The sequence below is a fragment of the Kerstersia similis genome (assembly GCF_965139615.1).
GTDB classification, from domain to species: domain Bacteria; phylum Pseudomonadota; class Gammaproteobacteria; order Burkholderiales; family Burkholderiaceae_B; genus Kerstersia; species Kerstersia similis.
Window position 1 is genome coordinate 103,048 of record NZ_CBCSIQ010000003.1, and the last position, 23,526, is coordinate 126,573.

At 62.6% G+C, this 23,526-nt stretch carries 20 protein-coding genes; 10 read left to right on the plus strand and 10 right to left on the minus strand.

Annotation, left to right across the window (positions count from 1 at the left end):
• Positions 1-113 precede the first annotated feature (113 nt).
• Both ACNA1V_RS03050 and ACNA1V_RS03055 read left to right on the plus strand, forming a co-directional pair.
• Positions 114-2,963 (plus strand): TonB-dependent receptor, encoded by a 2,850-nt coding sequence (locus ACNA1V_RS03050; RefSeq protein ID WP_415832115.1) that lies wholly within the window; start codon positions 114-116, stop codon positions 2,961-2,963.
• 15 nt (positions 2,964-2,978) lie between these two features.
• Entirely contained in the window at positions 2,979-5,657 is a 2,679-nt protein-coding gene (locus ACNA1V_RS03055; protein WP_415832116.1) for a PKD domain-containing protein, read from the plus strand.
• Between the two features lie 66 nt (positions 5,658-5,723).
• Here ACNA1V_RS03055 and ACNA1V_RS03060 read toward each other — a convergent pair whose 3' ends face one another.
• Positions 5,724-6,626, minus strand: a complete 903-nt coding sequence (locus ACNA1V_RS03060) for a LysR family transcriptional regulator (protein ID WP_415832117.1) — start codon at positions 6,624-6,626, stop codon at positions 5,724-5,726.
• Positions 6,627-6,724: 98 nt separating this feature from the next.
• Between ACNA1V_RS03060 and ACNA1V_RS03065 the strand changes: the two genes are divergently transcribed.
• From ACNA1V_RS03065 to ACNA1V_RS03100, 8 genes are all read left to right on the plus strand, one after another.
• Positions 6,725-7,588, plus strand: a complete 864-nt coding sequence (locus tag ACNA1V_RS03065) for a VOC family protein (RefSeq protein WP_415832118.1) — start codon at positions 6,725-6,727, stop codon at positions 7,586-7,588.
• Positions 7,585-8,277: a class II aldolase/adducin family protein gene (locus tag ACNA1V_RS03070; protein ID WP_415832119.1), complete on the plus strand. Its 693-nt coding sequence runs from the start codon at positions 7,585-7,587 to the stop codon at positions 8,275-8,277. The genes ACNA1V_RS03065 and ACNA1V_RS03070 overlap by 4 nt, the downstream gene beginning before the upstream one ends.
• Positions 8,278-8,365: 88 nt before the next feature.
• Positions 8,366-9,826, plus strand: a complete 1,461-nt coding sequence (locus ACNA1V_RS03075) for a 2-hydroxymuconic semialdehyde dehydrogenase (RefSeq protein WP_257741168.1) — start codon at positions 8,366-8,368, stop codon at positions 9,824-9,826.
• 7 nt (positions 9,827-9,833) lie between these two features.
• Entirely contained in the window at positions 9,834-10,619 is a 786-nt protein-coding gene (gene dmpE, locus ACNA1V_RS03080; RefSeq protein ID WP_415832120.1) for a 2-oxopent-4-enoate hydratase, read from the plus strand.
• Between the two features lie 11 nt (positions 10,620-10,630).
• Positions 10,631-11,434, plus strand: coding sequence for a 2-oxo-3-hexenedioate decarboxylase (gene dmpH / locus ACNA1V_RS03085; RefSeq protein WP_415832121.1), 804 nt, complete (start codon positions 10,631-10,633; stop codon positions 11,432-11,434).
• On the plus strand, positions 11,352-11,648 hold the full coding sequence (locus tag ACNA1V_RS03090) for a tautomerase family protein (RefSeq protein WP_415832122.1): 297 nt from the start codon (positions 11,352-11,354) through the stop codon (positions 11,646-11,648). The genes dmpH and ACNA1V_RS03090 overlap by 83 nt, the downstream gene beginning before the upstream one ends.
• Positions 11,649-11,974: 326 nt before the next feature.
• Positions 11,975-13,333 (plus strand): MFS transporter, encoded by a 1,359-nt coding sequence (locus ACNA1V_RS03095; RefSeq protein WP_415832123.1) that lies wholly within the window; start codon positions 11,975-11,977, stop codon positions 13,331-13,333.
• A 432-nt stretch (positions 13,334-13,765) separates the two neighbouring features.
• Positions 13,766-14,035, plus strand: a complete 270-nt coding sequence (locus ACNA1V_RS03100; protein WP_415832124.1) for a hypothetical protein — start codon at positions 13,766-13,768, stop codon at positions 14,033-14,035.
• 255 nt (positions 14,036-14,290) lie between these two features.
• Here the strand turns inward: ACNA1V_RS03100 and ACNA1V_RS03105 are convergent, their stop codons facing one another.
• From ACNA1V_RS03105 to dgoD, 9 genes are all read right to left on the minus strand, one after another.
• Entirely contained in the window at positions 14,291-14,998 is a 708-nt protein-coding gene (locus ACNA1V_RS03105; protein ID WP_415832125.1) for an amino acid ABC transporter permease, read from the minus strand.
• A 125-nt stretch (positions 14,999-15,123) separates the two neighbouring features.
• Positions 15,124-15,843 carry an amino acid ABC transporter permease gene (locus ACNA1V_RS03110; protein ID WP_415832126.1) on the minus strand — a complete coding sequence of 240 codons (720 nt, stop codon included), beginning with the start codon at positions 15,841-15,843 and terminating at the stop codon, positions 15,124-15,126.
• 230 nt (positions 15,844-16,073) lie between these two features.
• On the minus strand, positions 16,074-16,886 hold the full coding sequence (locus ACNA1V_RS03115) for an ABC transporter substrate-binding protein (protein WP_415832127.1): 813 nt from the start codon (positions 16,884-16,886) through the stop codon (positions 16,074-16,076).
• Positions 16,887-17,287: 401 nt separating this feature from the next.
• Entirely contained in the window at positions 17,288-18,229 is a 942-nt protein-coding gene (locus tag ACNA1V_RS03120) for a 2-hydroxyacid dehydrogenase (RefSeq protein WP_415832128.1), read from the minus strand.
• Between the two features lie 67 nt (positions 18,230-18,296).
• A complete protein-coding gene (locus ACNA1V_RS03125; protein ID WP_415832129.1) occupies positions 18,297-19,793 on the minus strand; it encodes a tripartite tricarboxylate transporter permease in 1,497 nt (498 codons plus the stop codon).
• A gap of 30 nt (positions 19,794-19,823) precedes the next feature.
• A complete protein-coding gene (locus ACNA1V_RS03130) occupies positions 19,824-20,366 on the minus strand; it encodes a tripartite tricarboxylate transporter TctB family protein (RefSeq protein WP_415832130.1) in 543 nt (180 codons plus the stop codon).
• Between the two features lie 142 nt (positions 20,367-20,508).
• Positions 20,509-21,468: a tripartite tricarboxylate transporter substrate binding protein gene (locus ACNA1V_RS03135; RefSeq protein WP_415832131.1), complete on the minus strand. Its 960-nt coding sequence runs from the start codon at positions 21,466-21,468 to the stop codon at positions 20,509-20,511.
• Positions 21,469-21,636: 168 nt separating this feature from the next.
• Positions 21,637-22,341: a FadR/GntR family transcriptional regulator gene (locus tag ACNA1V_RS03140; RefSeq protein ID WP_415832132.1), complete on the minus strand. Its 705-nt coding sequence runs from the start codon at positions 22,339-22,341 to the stop codon at positions 21,637-21,639.
• A 3-nt stretch (positions 22,342-22,344) separates the two neighbouring features.
• A complete protein-coding gene (gene dgoD / locus ACNA1V_RS03145; RefSeq protein WP_068371341.1) occupies positions 22,345-23,493 on the minus strand; it encodes a galactonate dehydratase in 1,149 nt (382 codons plus the stop codon).
• Positions 23,494-23,526 lie beyond the last annotated feature (33 nt).

Below are 23,526 nucleotides of genomic sequence, written 5' to 3' on the forward strand. Positions count from 1 at the left end.
TTCATTTTGTTTCAAAGTCACAAATAAAAAACTTTCTCAATTCTATTCCTGAATGGGTACTCCCAGATATCAGCGGCGTCACAGACGCTGACGAATCCCCGGAGACACATTCCATGCCGCCCCACCACCGTCCCATTACGCAACGCAAGCGCAGCCTCGCCGCTACCCGGCGCCTGGCGTCCGGCGTCCTGGTGACTTGCCTGGCCATCCTCTGGCCGGCCTCCCGCCTGCAGGCACAGACCGCCGCCCCGCCACTCGCGACAGACCTGCGCGACTACGATATTCCGGCAGGCCAGCTCACCCGCGTTCTGGAGGCCTTCATCGCCCAATCCGGCGCCCTGGTTTCGATGGATGGCACGCTCATCCAGGCACAGCACAGCAACGGCCTGCGCGGCAGCTATCCCACCAGCCAGGCCCTGAATCTGATCCTGGCGCCGCACGCACTGCATGCCACCAGGGGCGCAGGCGGCATTTATACGCTGAGCCCGCTGCCAGGACGCAGCGGCATCCGGGACATTACCGAACTCGAAGCCGTCGATGTCGTCGGCCAGGCAGACGATCCCAAGGATGCCGCCTACCGGGCGCCACAATCCATGAACGTGCTGACCCAGGAAGATATCGAGCGCTTCCGGGGCACCTCCGTCGGCGACATTTTTCAAGGCATTCCCGGGGTGTTGGTGGGCGAGAACCGCAACTCCGGCGGGCTGGACATCAACATTCGCGGCATGCAAGGCCAAGGCCGCGTCCCGGTGCTGGTGGATGGCGCACGCCAGGAAACCACGGTGTATCGAGGCTACCAGGGCGCCGCCTCGCGCAGCTATGTCGATCCGGACCTGATCGGCGGCATCACCATCGAAAAAGGCCCGACGATGTCAGCAGGCGGCGAAGGCGCCACGGGCGGCCTGGTCAGCATGCGCACCATCGAAGCCAACGATGTCATCCAGGATCCCGACGATAGCTTTGGCATCCGGATCCGAGGCCAGCTGATCGGCAACAACAGCGGCTCGGTACCGGCCGTCGGTACCCCCTCGGGTTACAGCCTGCCGTACCTGAATGGCCGGTCCCTCACGACCTACCGCGTCGATTGCACCCGCCCGGATATCTGCTGGCAAACCAACCCGCAAACCGGCCAACCCTATGCCCTGCCCCGCAGTTTCGCCCCACGCTATGGCATGCAGCGCCCCGATTGGTACCAGCCCAAAAGCTGGGCGGGCAGCCTGGCCCTGGCCAAACGGTTCGAGTCCATAGAGTTCATTGCAGCCGTCTCCCGCCGGCAACAAGGCAATTATCATGCCGGCCGCCACGGCCCTACCCCCTCCGTCGATCTGTCCGACCGGGACGAGAGCCCGCCGTTCTACACCCTGGTTTATCCGGAACTATTGGGCGCCAGCCGCTTCAGGGGCGGTGAACGTGTCGCCAACACCAACTACGAAAGCCATTCCTCGCTGCTGAAAAGCCGCCTATTCCTGCCGGCCGACCAACAGCTCGACCTGAGCTGGCTGCGCTACCAGAGCGAGTACGGCGAACTGATGTCCTCGCAATTGTGGTTCGGCAATGTCACCCAGACCGGCAATAGCGAAGTCACCGCCAATACCTACACGGCCCGCTACCGCTGGACGCCTGCCGCACAGGCGTGGATAGACCTGCGGGCCAACCTCTGGCATACCGACACCAAAAGCATGAACATCCTGTACGCCATTGCCGAGGATGAGAATGGCCATATCCAGGAAGATGCCACCAATGTGTATGAGCACTACCGGAGAACCGGCCTGGATCTCAGCAATACCTCCCGGTTCGAGGCCTGGGGCAGCCCTGAAATCCGCTACGGCATGGCCTTGCAACGCGAAGACATCGGGCCGGATGGCGACCCCAGCAAAGCGATGACCATCGGCGCCTTCGGCCTGCCTACCAACGTCAATATCCGGGATGGCGAACGCCAGGAGTACAACCTGTTTGCCGCGCTGAAATGGGAACTGCTGCCGACGCTGACACTGGATGCCGGCATCCGCCACACTCGCTACAAGGCGCAGGACCACAAAGGCACCCGCCCGGCCGAAGACAGCCCCGACTGCACGGCAAAAGATGCCCTCGGCCGCTGCGCCTATCTCTTCCACCACCAGAAAGACCACGGCACAACACCGCTGGCCAGCCTGACCTGGGAACCGCGCGACGGCTTGCAACTGTATATCCGCTACGCCGAGGCCATGCGCATGCCCAGCCTGTTCGAGAACACCCAGGGCGTCTCCGTATCACCTACGCTGGGCGCCGAACTCAAGCCGGAACATGCGCGCAACCGCGAAATCGGCCTGAACCTGCTCCAAAACGATCTCTTGGCCACCGGCGATCGCCTGCGTTTCAAAGCCGCCTATTTCCGTAATCAAACCAAGGATTACCTGACACGCACGGCACCCAACAACTGGGAGGTTTCCGCCAGCAACCTGACCGAGATTTTCCGGCTGCGCAACATAGACAGCGCCAGCTTCCACGGCGGTGAACTCTCACTGGAATACGACATGGGTGCCGTTTTCCTGGAAGCGGCGGGCACGAAATATACCAAGATCGAAATCTGCCATCACGGCAGCTATCGCCGCTTCGATTGCACGGACTACGGCCTGGCCAGCAGCTACGTCACGAACATGATCCCGCCGAACTGGCATGCCGCCGGCAAGCTGGGGCTGCGCCTGTTTGACCGGCGCCTGACCCTGGGCGTACGCGGCACCTTCATGGGCACGCGCAACATGCCGCCAGCCTTCGACGATACCCGCAACGGCATGCTCAAACCCGTTGCATGGCACGCCTACAGGATCTTTGACTTCTTCGCCGGCTATCGCGTGAACGACAACCTGAGCGTCGATTTCAACCTGGACAACTTCACTGACCGCTACTACCTGGATGCGCTCAGCCTGGGCATGATGCCAGCACCAGGACGCACCGCCCGCCTGAGCGCCACCTTGCAATTCTGAACTTGAGGCTACCCCATGAAACCCGTCCTGAGACCCACCCTGCGCCATCTGCTGATCGGCCTGGGCACCGCCCTGACCCTCTCCGCCTGCGGCGGCGGCACCGATGACATCGACGACTATCAGATCACCGATTCCGCCGATGTTCCCATTGCCAACGCCGGCAGCAGCCAGTCTGTCGCCGTCGGCAGCAAAGTCACCCTGGATGGCAGCCTCAGCGTGACCTACTCCGGCAATCTGCAATATCAATGGGTACTGCTGGACAAGCCAGCCGGCAGCCAGGCAACGCTCGCATCCGCAACGACAGTCCGTCCGAGTTTCATAGCGGATGTCGCAGGACGCTACGAGGCCGATCTGGTCGTCAGCAACGGGCGTAACAGCAGCAGCCACAGCCGCGTCGTTATCACTGCGGGCAGTACCATGCCCATCGCCAACGGCCCGCACACGCAACTCAATGCACTGGCCGGCAGCCGTGTGCGCCTGGATGGCAGTTATAGCTTGCCGCCCGCTGGCGGCGACGCCAGCGCCCTGACCTATCACTGGACGGTCGTGGCCCCTGATGGCAGCCCGGTCCCGCTGATAGACGGCAACACGTCCAAGCCCAGTTTCATTGCCGATCAGGAAGGCCAATACCAGGCGCGGCTCACGGTCGGCTACGCACTGAAAACCAGCGAAATCTTCACCGTCACCATACGCGCCACGCTTGCCAACACGCCTCCCGTCGCGCTGTCAGGCGGGGGAGAAAACGGCTATCAGGGCATCGCGGGCGAGCCCGTTCAGCTGGATGGATCACAAAGCTATGATGCGGACGGCGACCCGCTGCAATACCGCTGGCTGATTTCCGCCCCCTACCGCAACGGCATGCTGCTGGAATTCGCCAATCCGACACTGGAACAGTCAAACAGCGCCAAGCCCAGCTTCCAGGCTGATATTCCCGGGACATACTGGCTGGACATGTATGTGACCGATGGCACGACCCGCAGCCCGGTACAGGAAGTCCCGATTACCCTGAGCAAAAAGGCCGGCACGCCGAACCGTGCCCCTGTCGCTGTCATTGATGATTACTACCCGCTCAACGAGGCCGAACTGTTCCGCAGCGGCGACGGCAGCCGCGCAGCCTCCGTCTTTGTCTGGAGCAAGTCCTACGACCTCGATGGCGATACCTTGCTGACGCAATGGGAATGGGGCGATACGCCTGCCAAGCACACCAAACGCGACCTGTCCCTCTATAACGGATCGCCGCAACTGCTGTTCTATCCCACCACCACCGGCACCAGCACCGGCGCCCCGGTCGAGGGCTACTACACCGTGTACCTGACGGTCAGTGATGGCAAGAAAACCAGCCAGCGCGTCTCGCAGACCATTCATGTCCGCACAGGCGCCAACCGCCGCCCCGTCGCCCAGATCAGTGCCAACGTGGACAAAGTCATGGTCAACCAGGAAGCCTGGTTCACGGCAGACGGCAGCACAGATGCCGACAGCGGTACCGTCGGCATGACTTACGAATGGCTCTGGCGCGACAAACCGGCCGGCAGCCAGGCAACATTCCTGCAGCCGGGCGCCGAACGGACCCGCTTCATTGCCGATGTTGCCGGGGTCTATACGGCTGAGCTGATCGTTCGCGACAACACCGGTACGCCCAGCAAGCGCTCCGAATGGGGTGAGCCGCCGCGCACCGCGACCATCGTCGCCAAAAATACCAATCACGAGCCCAGCACCAGCCTGAGCACCAATGCCACTTACGACACGAACCTGAACAGCTATTCCTACGTCATGGACCGCAGTGTCGTGCCTGCCAACTGCGAAGACGCGCATCAGGATTTGCGCCCGATCGGCTATGTGAATGCCCTGGTGGTGAACGCCAACGGCTACGATCCCGACGGCGATGTGCTGTACTACGATATCTCGCTGCAACAGCCGTCAGGCAGCCGCTTTCCGCTCTCCTATACCGGCCAGACCGACCCGCAGGGGCGGGTATCGCTTTCGCTATGCGGCCTGTCGGTTCCCGGGGACTATACCTTCAGCCTGCAAATGTCCGATGGCAGCAGCACCACGGCCACGGAAAGCCAGACCGTGACCGTGACAAACATGCCCGACACAGCCAGGATGCTGCTGCTCGAAGCGGCATATGGTGCGGACGGTTTCCGTACGCTCAAGGGCGAGGCCAGCAAAGAAAACTTCAACATCACGGCCCGGCTGGATCTCGAAGGCGGAGCACCCGGCACAGGCTATTACGAACCCAGCGCGGGCATTCTGAAAGACTACGAGGCCATCAAGGACGGCTACACCTTCCGCTACTTCAGGCTGACTGCCATTGGCCAGGACTACAGCTTCAACAACATCCGGGCGGTCACGAGCCGCTTCCAGGCAAACCCCGATAACAACCATATCGGTGACTATGCGGAGGACTTCGCCGGTGCGGCCAGCCATCAGCCCAGTTTCATCGGCCTGCCGCCTTTGCTGAAGGCTGGGGAATCGGTCATCTTCGGTCTCAGGCAGCCCGTGCTGCCGGCACGCCCGCAGCAACGCCCGCAGGATTGGATCGACGGGCAGCAATGCGACCTTTACCTGTTCAGCTGGTCGTTTGAAGTGGCCAACCTCTATCACCCTGACGAGGCTTCGGGCCTGGGCAGGCCGGCAGGACGTTTCGAGGAAAATATCGGCGCTTGCGTGCCGCCTATCGGCTACGAAGAGTAAAACCGGCACGGGCGGCCTGCCGACCACGCACCGCCCTGCCGCACCGCGCGCCCCTCGGGGCGCGCATCATTCCGCAAACACGTCCGTGATCAGGCGCCGGAACCAGACATTCCTGGGGTCCTGCTGGAAGCGGGCATGCCAGTATTGCTTCAAGTCGTAGCGCGCAATGTCTATCGGCGGCTCGATGGTCTGCACATTGACGCTGTGCGCGTACAGATCCGCCACGGTACGCGGCAATACCACCAGCAGGTCAGACTGCTCGATCAGCGACGGTACGCTCATGTAGTGTGCCGTCTTCAGCACGACGTTGAGCTTCACGCCGGTACTTGCCAGATAGGCATCGAACATTTCCTGGCGTCGCGTGCCATCGCGCACCTGCAAATGATCGGCAGCGCAGAAGTCTTCCATGGATAGGCGCTCTCCCGCATAAGGATGGCCTTCGCGCAACATACAGGTCAGATCGTGCGAAAACAAGCGCTGCTGGTAGATATGCGGGTCATTCAGATCAGGGAAATAGCCCAGCACGGCATCCACCTTGCCATCGTGCAGGTGTTCGGTCAGCGCATCGGCGTCCAGGCTGATGGTGCGCAGCCTGGCCTTGGGCGCCACCCGCCGCAGCTGCTCGAACAAGGCCGGCAAAAAGACGATCTCGCCCACTTCGCTCAGGCACAGAACAAACTCATGTTCGGTCTGTGCCGGGTCGAACTGCGGCCCCCGCAAAATGTCGCGGTCAATGATCTCCAGCACTTCGCGTGTGCGCTCAATGACGCCCAGCGCCCTGGGCGTGGCCTCCATGCGCGCGCCGGAGCGGATGAACAGGGGGTCGCCCAGCGAATGACGCAGGCGTGACAAGGCCGCGCTGGCTGCCGGCTGGCTGATGCCCAGTTGCTTGGCGGCAGCCGTGACATTACCTGTCTCGTAGATGGCAAGCAGGACGCGGAGCAAATTGAGATCGGTGCGGGGAACCATAAGCAAATCAAATAGTGCGAATAAACAGAAGTGGCTTTTCTGATTAGAAGGCAACTGCCAGAATGAGTCCACTAAAAAAGCAATCAAGGAGCAGACAAATGATCAATCTGCACGACATTCGTTATGTCCGCCTTGGCACAAAAAATCTCGGAGACGCACGCCGCTATGCAACCGAAATCCTCGGTCTGCAAGTTGCCCGGGAGGCCAATGGCGCGATTTACTTCCGGTCAGACGACCGCGACCATACGCTGTGCTACTACGAAGGCGACCCCAACGAAACCACCACGGCTTTCGAAGTCACTTCGCCCGGCGAACTGGAAAGCGCCGCCGTGCTGCTGGAACAGAACAAGTTCCACGTCGTGCATGGCTCCCGTGCAGATGCGGAAGTCCGCTACGTCGATGACCTGATCCGCTTCCAGGATCCCAGCGGCAACAATATCGAACTGGTGCTGCGCCCGCAGGCCAGCGGCCGCCGTTATTTCGCCAGCCGCGACGCAGGCATCACCGGCTTCAGCCATATCGGCCTGCGCACGCTGGACGCCCGCCGCGACGAGCAATTCTGGACCGGCCTGGCCAGCGCCCGCGTCAGCGACCGCATCGGCGAAGCGCCTTTGCTGCGCATCGACGAAGTGCACCACAAGATCGCCCTGTTCCCCTCCAAGCACGCGGGCGTGCAGCATATCAATCACCAGGTCGAAAGCATCGACGACGTGATGCGCGCCTACTATTTCCTGCTGTCGCGCGGCGTCAAGATTCTCTTCGGGCCGGGCCGCCACCCGACTTCGGGCGCAGTGTTCCTGTACTTCGAAGGCCCGGACGGCATGACCTACGAGTATTCCACCGGGGTCAGCCACATCAGCCCGGAACAGGAAGCCACGCACCAGCCGCGCCAATTCCCCGGCATTCCGGAATCCTTCTGCATGTGGGGCGCCAAACCCGACATCCCGGAGTTCCGGTCATGAGCGCCCAGCCTGCCGCGAGCGCGCTCCAACAGCGCGAAGTCCGCATGGCGGCGCGCGCCCTGTCGCGTGCCGGCCTGGCCCATGCCTACGGCCATTGCAGCCTGCGCCTGGATGCCGATCATTTTCTGGTCTGCGCCGCCAAGCCCATGGGCCTGATCCTGCCGGACGATGCCGGCACCGTGGTGCCCGTGCGCGGCGAACTGCCCGAAGGGGTGCTCGGTGAAGTCCGCATCCACCAGCAGATCTACCAGCGCCGCGCCGATATCGGCGCCGTGATCCGCAGCATGCCGCCGCAGCTCATGGCCCTGTCCTGTGCCGGCCTGACGCCGCAACCGCGTCATGGCATGGGCACGTATTTCCAGCCCGGCATCCCGCTCTGGGACGATGTACAACTACTGCGCACCGATGAACAGGCCAGTGCGCTGGGCGAACTCTTCGGCCAGGGCAAGGCGCTTGCCATGCGCGGCAATGGCGCCATCGTCGCCGGGGATTCGCTGGTCGAGGCCCTGACGCTGACCTGGTACCTGGAAGATGCTGCCCGCATCGAACTGACGCTGCGCAGCGCCGGCCTGGAGCAAGGCCGTCCCGCACTGGATGCCCAGACCTGCGCCCAGCGCGCCACCCGCAATGGCCGGATCTACGAACGCATGTGGGACTACCTCACCGTGGGCGACCCCGAAGCGGCCTGACGCGCCGCCACACGCCCTGCCGGCCCGGGTTGCCCACCCGCCCCGGCAATGGCCTGAATCCATAGATAAGCAACACAAAGGAATACATATGTCTGCCAAAGAATTCCGTCACTTCATCAACGGCGAATGGGTTTCCAGCCCCCGCACCTTCGAGAACCGCAACCCTGCCGACAACAGCCTGGTTGGCATGGTGCACGAAGCCGGCGAACAGGAAGTCGATGCCGCCGTGCGCGCTGCCCGTGCCGCGCTGCGCGGCCCCTGGGGCAAAATGACGGTCGCGCAGCGCATGGAGCTGCTGCACAAGGTGGCCGATGGCATCCTGCGTCGCCAGGACGAATTCCTGGCCGCCGAAGTGGCCGATACCGGCAAGCCGGTGCACCTGGCCGGCCACCTGGATATCCCGCGCGGCGCAGCGAACTTCAAGGTCTTCGCCGACCTGATGAAGAACGTGCCGACCGAAAGCTTCATGATGGATACGCCTGACGGCGGCAAGGCCGTGAACTATGCCGTGCGCGCGCCGCGCGGTGTGATCGCCGTGGTCTGTCCGTGGAACCTGCCGCTGTTGCTGATGACCTGGAAGGTCGGCCCGGCGCTGGCCTGCGGCAATACCGTGGTCGTGAAACCCTCGGAAGAAACACCGGCCACCGCCACGCTGCTGGGCGAAGTCATGAACGAAGCCGGTGTCCCGCCGGGCGTCTATAACGTGGTGCATGGTTTCGGCGGCGATTCCGCCGGCGCCTTCCTGACGGCGCACCCGGACGTCGATGGCGTGACCTTCACCGGAGAGACCCGCACCGGCGAAATCATTACCAAGGCTGCGGCCAAGGGCATTCGTCCGGTGTCGCTCGAATTGGGCGGCAAGAATGCCGGTATCGTATTTGCCGACGCCGACCTGGAAAAGACCATCAAGGGCCTGGGCCGCGCCGTGTTCGAAAACAGCGGCCAGGTCTGCCTGGGCACCGAGCGCATCTACGTGCAGCGCCCGCTGTTCGATCGCTTCGTCGCTGAATTCAAGGCCTACGCCGCCAGCATCCGCATTGGCGACCCGCAGCACCACGATACCCAGATGGGCCCGGTCATTTCGCTGGGACACCGCGAAAAGATCCTGTCCTACTGCCGCCAGGCCGTTGCCGACGGCGCCACCGTCGTCCACGGCGGCAAGATTCCCGACATGCCTGCGCACCTGGCCGAAGGCGCCTGGTTCGAACCCACCATCTGGACCGGCCTGGCCGAATCCTCGGCCGTGGTGCGCGAAGAAATCTTCGGGCCTTGCTGCCATATCGCCCCCTTCGACACCGAGGAAGAAGTGGTTGCGCTGGCCAACGACACGCCGTATGGCCTGGCCGCCAGCGTCTGGACCACGGACCTGCAGGTTGCGCACCGCATGGGCAGCGCGCTGGAAGTCGGCGTGTGCTGGATCAATTCCTGGTTCCTGCGCGACCTGCGTACTGCCTTCGGCGGCGCCAAGCAATCCGGCATCGGCCGTGAAGGCGGCGTGCATTCGCTGGAGTTCTACACCGAACTGCGCAACGTCTGTGTGCGCCTGTGAGCCCGGCATGCTGACTACCCAACACATTCAGGCCCTGGGCCAGGAACTGCATGAGGCCCTGGCCCGCCGCCAGCCCGTCGCCCCGCTGACCGAATCGCACCCGGACATGACGCTGGCGCAGGCCTATGAAGTCCAGCAAGCCATGCTGGCGCCGCGCTTGGCGGCCGGCGCCCGTATCGTCGGCAAGAAGATCGGCGTGACCAGCAAAGTGGTCATGGACATGCTGAAAGTCGATCAACCGGATTTCGGCATGCTGCTGTCGGACATGCTGTACGCCGATGGCGCCAGCATTGCCGCCAGCGACCTGATCGCGCCCAAGGCCGAAGGCGAAATCGCCTTCGTGCTCAAGCACGGGCTGCGCGGCCCCGGCATTACCGTGGCCGATGTGCTGCGCGCCACGGCCTATGTCATGCCCTGCTTTGAAATCGTCGATTCGCGCATCCGCGACTGGAAGATCAAGATCCAGGACACCGTGGCCGACAATGCCTCCGCCGGCGTCTTCGTGCTGGGCGACCGCGGCGCAGACCCGCGCGATGCGGATCTGGCCTGCGTCGGCATGACGCTGGAAAAAAACGGTGAGGTCGTCGCCACCGGCGCCGGCGCCGCCGCGCTGGGCCACCCGGCCAATGCCGTGGCCTGGCTCGCCAACACACTGGGCCAACTGGGCATCGCGCTGGAACCGGGCGAAGTCATCCTGTCCGGTTCGCTGGCTGCCATGGTACCGGTGCAGGCCGGCGACCACCTGCGCATCAGTCTGGGCGGCATAGGCTCGGCCTCCGTCCGCTTTGCTTGAAGGAATGCATCATGAAGTTATCCGCTGACACCATTGCCCAACTGGCTGAACACCTGGAACAGGCCGAACTGACGCGCACCGAAGTCGCGAAGATCACCGAAGCCCATCCGGACATGGACTGGGACGACGCCTACGCCATCCAGAACGCTATCCGCCAGCGCAAGGAAGCGCGCGGCGTGCGTATCGCCGGCCTGAAAATGGGTTTGACGTCGTTTGCCAAAATGCGGCAAATGGGTGTGACCGAACCCATCCATGGTTTCCTGACCGACTATGGCTCCTGCCTGGAAGGCTCGGCCATTGATGTCGATACCCTGATCCATCCCAAGGTCGAAGCAGAAATCGCCTTTGTCCTGAAGCATCCGCTCAAGGGGCCCGGCTGTCATATCGGCGACGTGCTGGCCGCGACCGACTTCGTGCTGCCCGCCGTGGAAGTGATCGACTCGCGCTACAAGAACTTCAACTTCGACCTGAAAAGCGTCATTGCGGACAACACCTCTTCAGCACGCTTTGTGACCGGCGGCCAGATGGCCGGCATCGAAGGCCTGGACCTGAAGTGCCTGGGCGTGGTGCTGGAAAAGAATGGCGAAGTGGTTGCCACCGGCGCTGGCGCCGCCGTGCTGGGCCACCCGGCGCAAAGCGTCGCGATGCTGGCCAACATGCTGGGCGCGCAAGGCCGTGAAATTCCGGCCGGCACCTTCATCATGACCGGCGGCATCACCGAAGCCATCGCCGTTGCCGCAGGCGACTGCGTCACGGTGCGCTACCAGCACCTCGGCAGCGTTTCCATGCGCTTCGTGTCCGGCAAGCAGGCCTGAACGGAGCACAGCCATGCCCATTGCCATGATCCATATCTCGGCCGGCCGCAGTGAGGCAGCCAAACGCGCCTTGCTGAGCAACGTCACGGAAGCGATTGCCCGCAGCCTGGATGCGCCCATCGCCAGCGTCCGCGTGCTGCTGCAGGAAGTACCGGAAACCCAGTGGGCATCCGGCGGTGTCACGCTGGCCGAACGTCGCCAGTCCGGTGACTGAACGGCGGCAACCCTAAACCCACCCTGTCAGGATCATTCCCCCAGATAGAACAAAAACCCATACCATCCGCCCCGCGCGTCCGGCTTCGGACGGTGCCGCGCCGGGCAGATGCACGTCCCGGCCTGGAACCCGGTGACGTCGTTTGCCCGGCCCGGCCGCTGCTGTTCAGCAATGGCCGGGCTGGCATGTTTTCCCGGAAAGGCCCCAGGCCCCTCCGTGTCGTTCCCAGCAGCATGCCGTACCCAAGCAATATCTGAAAACCCAAAAAAAGCCCCTGCGCAATTGCGAACAGGCGGTAAAAAAGAACCGAGCAACGAGGAGACATCATGAGCCAGAACACCGCCAGAATTGGCGATATCATCGACAACGCGAGAATTTCGCCCTACCAGATCATCATCCTGTCCCTGTGTTTCCTGATCGTCCTGGTGGACGGCTTCGACACGGCAGTTATCGGCTATATCGCGCCTTCGCTGCGTGAAGAATGGGGCCTGCAGGCCGCACAATTGTCGCCAGCCTTCGGCGCCGGCCTGATCGGCCTGATGGTAGGCAGCCTGATTTTCGGCCCGGTGGCCGATGCCATCGGACGCAAGCGCGTTCTGCTGGTTTCCGTGCTGATCTTCGGCCTGGGCACCCTGGCCACAGCCTACGCCCACTCCATCGAATCGCTGACCATCCTGCGCTTTCTGACCGGTATCGGCCTGGGCGGCGCCATGCCGACCTGCATTACGCTGAGTTCTGAATACTCGCCGGCACGCCGCCGCATGATCATGGTGACGCTGAGCTGGAGCGGCTTTACCGCCGGCCTGGCGCTGGGCGGCTTGCTGGCCGGACAGATCATCCCCGCTTACGGCTGGCGCGGCGTACTGATCTTCGGTGGTGTTGTACCGCTGCTGATGCTGCCGCTGCTCGCCTGGCTGATGCCCGAATCCGTGCGCTTCATGGCCTCCAGCCCCAAGCATGCCGACGCCCTGCACAAAGTCGTGCAACGCATTACCGGCAAATCCTGGCAAGGCGTCACCATCCTGGACGATGAACGCCCCGCGCAAAGCCGTTCGCCGGTCAGCAACCTGTTCGCCGAAGGCCGCACGCTCCAGACCCTACTGCTTTGGGTCGCGTTCTTCTGCTCGCTGTTCGTGTTCTATCTGTTGACCAGCTGGTTGCCGACCATCCTCAAGGATGCCGGCTACGACATCGCCCATGCCTCGCGCGTCGGTGCCATGGTGCCGCTGGGCGGCACGGTGGGTGCCATCCTGATGGCCCTGCTGATGGATCGTGTCGGCCCGTATCGCGTACTGGCCCTGTCCTATCTGGGCGCGGCCGCCATCATTGCCCTGACCGGCTACATGATGGGCGACATTTATCAGCTGGCAGCCGCCGTATTCCTGATCGGTTTCGGCGTTGCCGGCGCGCAGAATGGCCTGAACCTGGTATCCGCCACGATTTACCCCACCACGGCCCGGGTCACCGGCGTCAGCTATGCCATGGCCAGCGGCCGCTTCGGCTCCATCGTGGGTTCCATGCTGGGGGCCTGGATGATCGCTTCCGCCGGTTCCTCGCAAGTGTTCTTCCACTGGCTCGCGCTGCCCGTGCTAATCGGCTCGGCTGCCATCTTCGTCCTCTATCGCATGAGCCTGGCTCGCCGCCGCAGCGCGGCCGGCGCAGTCCCTGCCGCCACCCACTCCTGATAGCCCCGCCGGAGCGGCACGCAATGTGCCGCTCCAGGCTGTCCTTCCTCCTGCTGTCCGCCGGCCATGCCGGCGGTCCGCTTGCTGCAGTTCCCCCAGCCTCCATTCTCCTGCCCTGGCCCGCAGCGTCTCCGGGACGCGCCAGTCATGGGTCATCGGCTCAGCCCGCTCCTCCGCTTCCCCCATACCCCCATACCGCCTGGGCAGTCCGCACAGCCTGTCGTGGCGAGCCTTTGCCGGCCCTTTGCCGTTTATGACGCCGGTTTTCTTCTATATAACAACACGGTATCAGGCAGCCCTAGGGAAAACCCTTGCATCAGTTCAGGGTTTTCCCTATAATTCATCTCAAGGGTTTTCCCTAGGTCATATAGAAGTTGGTCTTAGCCAAGACCGCACTGTATGACACATCACAAACAAGAAGGAGCCGCCACCATGACCAAGCAAACCAACACCGAACTGTATTCCGACATCCGCATGACCGACTCGCTCGAGCGCGCACTGCTGCAACGCGCCATGCTGGATGAAATCGACGCTCAACGCGCCGAAGCCATGCGCGCCATGTTCCGTTCCATCGGCAACGGCGTAAACCGTACGTTCAAGGCTGTTTTCAACACCATCGTCGAAGCGCGCAAGCATCAGGCCCGCGCTGCCATGCGCAACAGCATGGCCCGTTCGGCCAGCCTTCACGGCAAAGCAGTCTGATCACACGCGGCTCCCTGTAGTACCTGCCCGCAGCAGGCCTATGCTGCGGCAGCGCGACTTCTCCGATAGCGCTGTCTGATGCAGGGCCCGTGCGGTTGAAAAAAGCCCGGCTTTTCTTGAAAAGCCGGGCTTTTTCATTGCCGTCTTACCCCTTCTTGCCTTGCGCGCTCTTGCCTTGCGCGATGCCGCCAGACCGCCAGCACTCGGCTCACGGCCAATGCAACCATCAGCGATGCCCTCAGGATAGGCAGGTACTCAGGCCGCACTGCTGCCTGTCCGGGCGTGACGCGCCCCATAACGGGCCGCCATGCGATTGGCCGCCATCTCCAGCGCCGAACACAGCAGGAAATAGACAAAGGCCACGAACAGATAGATTTCCAGCGGGTAGATCATCGTGCGGTTGCTCACCTGCGTGGCCACAAACGACAACTCGGCCACACCCACGACATAGGCAAGCGAGGTATCCTTGATCAAGGCAACCCATTGATTAATGAATGACGGCGCCATGATGGGCAGGGCCTGGGGCAACACCACGAAGCGCAAGGTTTCCCACAGGCTCAAGCCCAACGAGCGCGAGGCCTCCCACTGCCCGGCAGGCAGGCTGCGTATGCCTGCCGCCACCGAATGCGCCAGATAGGCGCCGCCGATCAAGGACAAGGCGGCAACCACCGTCACCAGCTTCGGGATATCGACGTCGAACAGCATGGGCAGCAGGAAATACACCCAGAAAATCAGCATCAGCACGGGAATTGCCCGCAGGAAACCGATTACCAGCGTCAGCAGGCCATGCAAGGGGCCGCGCCCCAATGCCAGCGCCATCCCCAGCAACAAACCAAGAATGCTGGCAACGACACCAGACAACAGGCTGAGCAGCAAGGTCAACGACAAGCCGCCCAGCGGGCCATAGGGATAGGCCCCCACCAGGAAATACAACCAGTTGTTGGCAACGACACTGAAATCCATGCTTTATCCATTCGCCATCCCGCCCGTACAGGCCGGATGGCCGCCTCAATAACTTGGTGTGAAACGCAGTGCGCCCTGCTGCGCCACCCACCGGCGGCGCGTCTTTTCCGGCAGGCGCCACGGGCTCATGTTTTCAAACGGTAGCGGTGCTGCATCCAGTAACCGACCGCTTCGATCACCGCGATAATCGCGATGTACAGCAATGTGGCCACGCCAAAAGCCTGGAAAGTCTTGAAGGTTTCGGTTTCAACCTGGCGTGACGCATAGGACAGCTCCGCCAGACCGATGGCCATGGTCAGCGAGGAGTTCTTGACTGCATTCATATACTGCCCCAGCAAGGGCGGCATGGATATCCGGAATGCCTGCGGCAGCACGATCTGGCGCCAGATGTCCCGCCCGGGCAAACCCAGCGCCCGCCCCGCTTCCCATTGTCCTTGCGGCACGGCCTGGATGCCGGCGCGCAATTCCTCGGCAATGAACGCCGTGGTATAGAGCGTCAGCCCCCACCAGCCCGCCAGAAACTCGAAGCTAGGCCATTGCACGCCGAAAACGCCGAATTCCAGGCGATGCACGCTATTGAGCCATAGCATCCAGGATTGCGGCAGCAGCGCCGACACGCCGAAATACCAGAAGAACAGCTGTACCAGCAGCGGTGTATTGCGAAAAAAGCTCAAGCCCAGCGAAACCGGCAACCTCACGGCCCGCCAGCGCGAATAACGCGCCAGGCACAGGACAGCCCCCAGCACCGTCGCTGCAACGCAGGCCAGTACGGATAGCAGCAAGGTGACCTTGAAGCCCTCAAAGAGCCAATCGAGATATTTGGGCGCAAGCCAGTCTGCAAACATGGGCAATGAAAAATCAGGCGGCCCTGCCGCCAGTCACGGCAGCGGGCCAAAAGAAAACCGCGCAAGGTGCAGGCGCGCCATGCGCCCGCACGGGATTGTACCGGCTGGGTTCGCCTGGCTGCGGCACAATCGCGACAGGCCCGGACGGTCTGGAAACACCGTCCGGGCCTGGGATCAGCCGCCAGGTGGATTCATGAACCTGGCCGGCCTGTTCGCTGCAATGCCAGCAATCAGGGCTGCTTGTCGCCAATGCGATAGATGCGGGTCAGCGGCGTCTTGGTATCCGGGCCGAACCAGGCATCATAGATTTCCTGGGCCTTGCCGCCTTGCTCCAGTTCCACCAGAGTTTCATCGACGAAAGCCTTCAGGCGCTCTTCACCCTTGGGGATACCCACACCGATCAGGTCGCTGGAAATGGCGAATGCCGGAATTTCCCAGGTTTCCTTGTCCGGCACATTGGCCAGCAAGCCGATCAGCTTCGGGCCGTCCTGGGTAATGGCCTGCACGTTACCGTTGCGCAGCGCGGTAAAGGCAAACGGCGTATCGTCATAGGCCACGATGGTGGCGCCCGGGAACTTTTCGCGCAGCACGATTTCATTGACCGTGCCCTTGTCCACACCGACACGCAGAGAATTCAGCTGTTCAGGCGAGGTCAGCGTACCTTTGCGGGCGATGAACTGGGTGCCCGAAGCAAAATAGGGGATACTGAAATCCACTTGCTTGGCACGCTCGTCCGTGATGGTGAAGTTGGCCAGGACCAGATCGACCTTATTGGACGTCAGCAGCGGCACGCGATTGGCCGGATTGGTCGGCACGATTTCCAGTTTCACCCCAAGCTTGTCAGCGAAGGCCTTGCCGAAATCCACATCCAGGCCGGAAATCTGGCGGCTTTTTTCATCCACGAAGCCGAACGGCGGGTTGCTGTCAAATGCGGCGACCTTCAGGACACCAGCCTTCTTGATGTCATCGAGGCGATCCGCATGCGCCAGGCCGGCAACCAGGGCCAGAGACAGCGCAGCCACGGCTTTCAAAGTCTTCTTCATCTCAATCTGCTCCAAAGTAGCGCCACGAGCTCACTGGGGAAAACCCGCAGGGCTTGGCATGGGTGCTATCTAACCACGGCTTCTTAAAACCAGGATATACAGAATTTATTATTACTTATTCTTTATGGAAATAATAAAACCGGTATCGGGCGCTCAGGCGCACAGCGACTGGCCCGGCGCCTACCAGGGACGGAAAGGCGGCATAGAGGCTGGCTATCGCGCTGATTGCCGTCTTCTATGGCTCGGCCTGGCAGCCGCAAATTCCCGGCCGAACAACCTGCGTAACAGCGCAGAGCAGCGGCCCGCCACCCGGGCGCCAGCGCGACAAAGCCGCAGCAGCGGCTGCGGCTTCGGGCTGACGCGTACCGCTACCCCTGCGGTACGAATACGGGGGCTGCGGCTTAATCCGGTACCGGTGTCGGCAGCGGCCGGCCTTCCAGGTGTGCCTGCATATTGGCAAACACCAGGTCGCTCATGGCCTTGCGGGTCTGCGTGGTGGCGCTGGCCGAATGCGGGGTCAATACCACGTTCGGCAGGGCGCACAGCGCTTCCGGCACGTTGGGCTCATGCGCATACACATCCAGCGCCGCCCCACCCAGGCGGCCCTGCTGCAAGGCGGCGATCAGGGCGGTTTCATCCACCACCGAACCCCGTGCAATATTGATCAGGCGGCCATCCGGGCCCAGCGCATCCAACACTTCGGCGCTGATCAGCCCTTGCGTGCTGGCGCCGCCATAGGTGCATACCACCAGAAAATCGACCTCGCGGGCCAAGGCCACCAGGGACGGCTCATACCGCCAGCTGACATCCGCTGCCTGACGCCGCGCCGTATAGCTCACCTCCATGGAGAAGGCCGCCGCCCGCGCCGCCACCGCTCGGCCGATCCGCCCCATGCCGACCACGCCCAGCTTCTGCCCAGATACCCGGAACGACCAGGAGAACGGCCCTTCCTGCCAACGCCGGGCGCGCACGAAAGCGTCTGCTTCCACGACCCGGCGAGCCTGCGCCAGCAGCAAGGCGAATGCCATATCGGCCACATCGTCGGTCAGGACATCCGGGGTATGGGTCACGGCAATGCCTCGCGCCCGGGCAGCCGCCACATCCACGCCATCGTAGCCGACGCCAAACACCACAATCAGCTCCAGCGCGGGCAGTTGCTCCAGCAATGATGCACGGATCTTGGATTCGCCATTGGCTACCAGAATGCGAACCTGGGCAGCGACTTCACCCAGCGATCCCGGCGCGGCATCCTCGCTGGCCCGATGTACCTGGAAATGACGCCGCATCTGGTCTTCCAGGAAATGCGGCACATAGGCCACCTGCAGGACATGCACCTGTTCCATCTCTCTGTCTCCTCAATTTTTCTTCAACGGCATGGTACCGCGCCGGGCGGCGCCATGCCTGCGTGTATCAGGACTGCGCCGCCGTCTTGCGTGCCGCGCGGCGCTTGCGCCAGGCGCTGAACAGGGGTGCCAGCACTGTCACGACGGCCAGGCTGAGCAGGCCCAAGGTGATCGGGCGCTCATACAAAAAGCCGTAGCTGCCTTCGGACAAGGCCAGCGCACGGCGGAAATTGCTTTCCGCCATGGGGCCCAGCACCAGCCCCAGCACCATAGGCGACACCGGAATCGAGGCCTTGATCATCAGGTAGCCAACCACGCCGGCCACCATCATGATGCCGACATCGAACAGGCTGTTGCCGATCGCATAGGCGCCAGCCACCGCCAGCACCATGATCAGCGGCATCAGGATTTGCTTGGGGATCTGTACGATGCGTGCCACGAAGCGCATGGACATCAACGCCACCACCAGCAGCATCACATAGCAGAACAGCAAGCCGGCAAACAAGGTATAGACCAGATCGCCGTGCTCCTGGAACAACCGCGGTCCGGGCTGCATGCCCTGCAAAGTCAACGCCCCCAGCATGATCGCCGTCACGGCATCGCCAGGAATGCCCAGCGTCAGCATGGGCAGCATGGCGCCGCCGGTGCAGCCATTGGCGCCCGCCTCGGCAGCCGCCACCCCTTCCACGGCCCCTTTGCCGAACTTTTCAGGATGCTTGTTGAAACGGCGCGCTTCCCCGTAGGAAACAAAGGCCGCGATATCCGCCCCTGCCCCCGGAATGATACCGATGGCCGTCCCCAGGCCGCTGGAACGCAAAATCGTGCCCCAGACCTTGCGGCAGTTTTCCCGGGTCGGAAGAATACGCCCGATCACGGTTTTCACTTCGCTGGCTTTGCTGCTTTCCGACAGCATCTTGAAGGCTTCCGCCGCTGCGAACAAACCGATCATGATGGGAATGAACGGCACCGAGTACAGTTCGGACATCCCTCCGGTGAAACGCGGCAGGCCCACCAGCGGATCCATGCCGACTGTCGCCAGCAGCAGCCCGGCAAACCCGGCCAGCAGCCCCTTGAGCACCGACCCGCCAGACACGCTGGAAATAATGCTCAGGCCGAACACGGCCAGCGCGAACGATTCGGCAGCGCTGAAGCGCAGCGCAAAATTGGCCAGCAAGGGCGCCAGGAAGATCAGCACCAGCACGCTGATGATGCCCCCGGTCACGGAAGAAAATACCGCCACCCCCAGGGCCTGGCCTGCCTCGCCGCGGCGTGTCATGGCATAGCCGTCCAAGGCCGTGGCGGCGGCCGCCGGCGTACCCGGAATACGCAGCAGAATGGCCGTGATAGAACCGCCATACACCCCGCCGAAGAAAATCCCGGACAACAGCAGCAAACCATGCAGCGGTTCCATGCCATAGGTGAACGGCAGCATGATGGCTACCCCCATGGTGACCGACAGGCCGGGCAAGGCGCCGACCAGAATGCCCAGCGCCACGCCGGCAATCGCCAGCACCATGGCGTCCCACTGCATAGCAAGGCTTTGCGCGCCTTGCAAAAGCGACATCAGATTATCCATTCTTCCCTACTCCGTGCTTCACTCGTCGCCCAGGAACCACTCGCCGGCAGGCAGCGGTACCTGCAGCAGTTCGACGAATACGCCATACACCACCAGCCCGACCAGCACAGCCAGCGCGATGGTGGAAAAGCGCCACATGGCACCCGGCCCTTTGAGCAGGGAGATCATCAACCACAGGTAAAGGACGGTGGACAGCGCAAATCCCGCATAAACAATGGCAGCGATATACAGCGCGGCGCCGATCAAGCCCAACGCCAGACGGCCAAAATGCACCGGAGCGTGTTCCGGGTCCGCACTGTCCGCCGCTTCTTGCAAAGCTTCCTGCACCACAGCAGCAGGATTGGCCACAGGCGCAGGCAGCACCCGGCTGCGCAGGCTGGTGATGAGCAAGAGCAGTCCCAGCAGCGCCAAGACCACACCATAGGCCATCGGAAACACGCTCGGGCCAATATCGGTATCGGTCAGACTGGGCGGGAACCCCCGTGCAACCACGACAGCCGCCAGGCCGCCTCCCATGGACAGCACGCCCACCAGTGCGCTGGCTTTATCTTTTATAAACACGATGATTATCCTGACAGGGACTCAATATTCTCTGCCTGCAGATACCTGTCAGCCCAGGCCTCTGCCCACTACACCATAGCGGCGGCATGACGGCAAAAAGCGCCCGGCATATGCAACGGGCGCTTCCCCTAGCTGTTGGCGCTCAGCGACGCAGTCCTAACTCGTCGATCAATGCCTTGAAGGTCGCTTCTTCCTGGGTCAGACTGGCCTGGAAGGCGTCGGCATCATCAAACACGCGCCCGAGGTTCAGGCGTTCCAGCACCTCGATGAAAGCCGGTTCTTCTGCTGCCTGGCGAGAGGCCACGCGCAGTTTTTCGACCACGGCCGGCGGCAGGCCCTTGGGGCCCACCAGCGCACGCCAGGTTCCGATGGACAGGTCGATGCCCTTTTCCTTCAAGGTCGGCACTTCCTCGAAACCACGGGCGCGTTCATCCGCCATGACGCCCAGGGTACGCAGCGTACCGGAAGAGACATGGGTGGCGACTTCCGCCGGGCTCACGGTCACCGCTTCGATATGGTCGCCCAGCAAGGCCGTCACGGCGGGCGCGGCGCCATCATAAGGCACGTGGTTGAACTTGCTGCCCAGCTTCTGCTCGTAGGCAATGGCTGCCAGGTGCCAGATCGAACCGGTTCCTGCATTGCCGACACGAACCTTGCCAGGGTTCTGTTTCACGTACTCATTGAATTCTTCCAGGGTCTGCCAGGGCGCATCGGCCCGCACCGTTACCGCAGCCGGGTCGGCATTGATACGCGCGATGGGCGTGAAATCACTGGTTTTGAACGGTGCCAGGCCCAGACTGGGCAGAATGGCCATTTCCACCACGACCATCCCGAGCTTGTAACCATTGGGACGCGCCTTGGCGACATCCGCCGTCCCGATGGCCGTACCGCCACCCGGCTTGTTCACCACGCCCATGGCCTGGCCCAGATGCGGTTTAATGGCTTCGGCGAACGCGCGCGCCACCGCATCGGTACCACCGCCAGCGGCCGTTGGCACCACCAGTTCGATAGAACGTGTCGGATATTCCGCCGCCTGGGCAGCGCCTGCAAACATTGCTGCCGCGACCATCGCGCCAGCCAATCGGATAATGCCTTGCTTCATGTTTCCTCCAGTCGAGAGCACTCTGGTTTCCGGTCTAAGCGCCGGGTGCCCCGCAGCCATTAGAGATATAAAATTATCATCATACAATTAACTTGGGGCTAAGGCCCGGCAGACTTCTCCGAATTTACCCGCCCCCCCCTCCGACCGACCTGCGCTGCGTCGGTACTATTAACGCGGCGCCCGCCCATCGGGCAAGCGCTTGCGTGCATCCACCAGCATGCCGAGCATGGCGGCATGCGCCGCCACTTCATCCTGCCTGGCGATAGCCACACATACCCGTCCATGCTCAGGCAAGGACAGATTGAAACTGGAAGCGTGTTCGGCGTTCAGCACCAGCACGCCTTCCAGCACCATTTCGATCAGGGACACCAGGGTATTGAGCATGGCATTGCCACCGGCCGCCAGCACAGCCCGATGAAAAGCCAGGTCGGCCTCCACCCAGGCGTGCTGATCCTTGGCGCTTTCCATCAAGGCATAGGCATGCTCGATCCGCTGCAACTGCTCCGGAGTCCGCTTGCGCGCCGCCAAGGCCGCCACGCCCGGTTCCAGCACTTCTCGGACTTCCGCCAACTGCCGCAGGAACTCAAGACTGAGACCGGCCGCTGCACGCCAGGCCAGGATATCCGGATCCAGCAGGTTCCAGGTGTCCAGCGGACGCACGCGCATGCCCAGCCTGGGCTTGACGTCCAGCAGGCCCTTGGCCACCAGCACTTTGGTCGCCTCGCGCAGCGCCGTCCGGCTGACGCTCAGCTCCAGGGACAGTTCCTCTTCGCTGGGCAAGGCTGTGCCCGGCGCGTAGCGGCCTGCCGCAATGCGCCTTCCCAGCTCATGAACCACCTGCCCATGCAGGCTACGACCCGAATATGTTGCCAAGCCCTACCACTCCGCTACGCTACCGTCCCGATGACGCCACACAGGGTTACGCCAGCGATGGCCCACCTTGGCACGCTCAGCGACATAATCCTCGTTCACTTCAATTCCCAGGCCAGGCCCCTGCGGAATCCTGACGTAGCCATCCTCGTAGGCAAACGCCTCCGGGTTGCTGACATAGTCCAGCAAATCATTGCTGGCGTTGTAATGGATTCCCAGGCTCTGTTCCTGGATGAACGCATTGTATGACACCGCATCTATCTGCAAGCAGGCCGCCAGCGCGATGGGCCCCAACGGGCAATGCAGCGCCAGCCCGACGTCATAGGCTTCCGCCATGGCAGCGATCTTGCGGCATTCCGTGATACCGCCGGCATGAGAAGCATCGGGCTGGACGATATCCACATAGCCCTGGCTCAGGATGTGCTTGAAATCCCAACGCGAGTACAGGCGTTCGCCCAGGGCGATCGGCGCGCTGGCATGCGGCGCCAGTTCCTTCAGGGCTTCGTAGTGCTCCGACAGCACGGGCTCTTCGATGAACATCAGGTTGTAGGGCGCCAGCTCGCGCATCAGCACCTTCGCCATAGGCTTGTGCACGCGGCCATGGAAGTCCACGCCGATACCCACATTGGGGCCGACGGCTTCGCGCACGGCAGCCACGTTGGCCAGCGCGGCCGTGACCTTGTCGAAGCTGTCGATGTACTGCATTTCCTCGGTGCCGTTCATCTTGACGGCCTGGAAACCGCGCGCCACGGCTTCCTGCGCTGCACGCGCCGTATCAGCGGGGCGATCGCCACCGATCCAGGAATACACCTTGATGCTGTGGCGTACCGGGCCGCCCAGCAGGTCAGCCACGGGCACGCCGAGCGCCTTGCCCTTGATGTCCCAGAGTGCCTGGTCGATCCCGGCCAGCGCGCTCATGTGCAGGCCGCCGCCACGGTAGAAACCGCCACGGTACAGCACGTTCCAGTGGTCCTCGATCGTGCGCGGGTCGCGACCGATCAGGTAGTCGGCCATTTCCTCGACCACGGCCGCGACGCTGGCCGCCTTGCCTTCCAGCACGGGCTCGCCCCAGCCCACGATGCCGGTGTCGGTTTCAATCTTCAGGAACAACCAGCGCGGCGGTACCAGATAGGTGGTCAAACGGGTAATTTTCATCGTACATCCTGCCGTCAGGTGCCCTAACGGGCA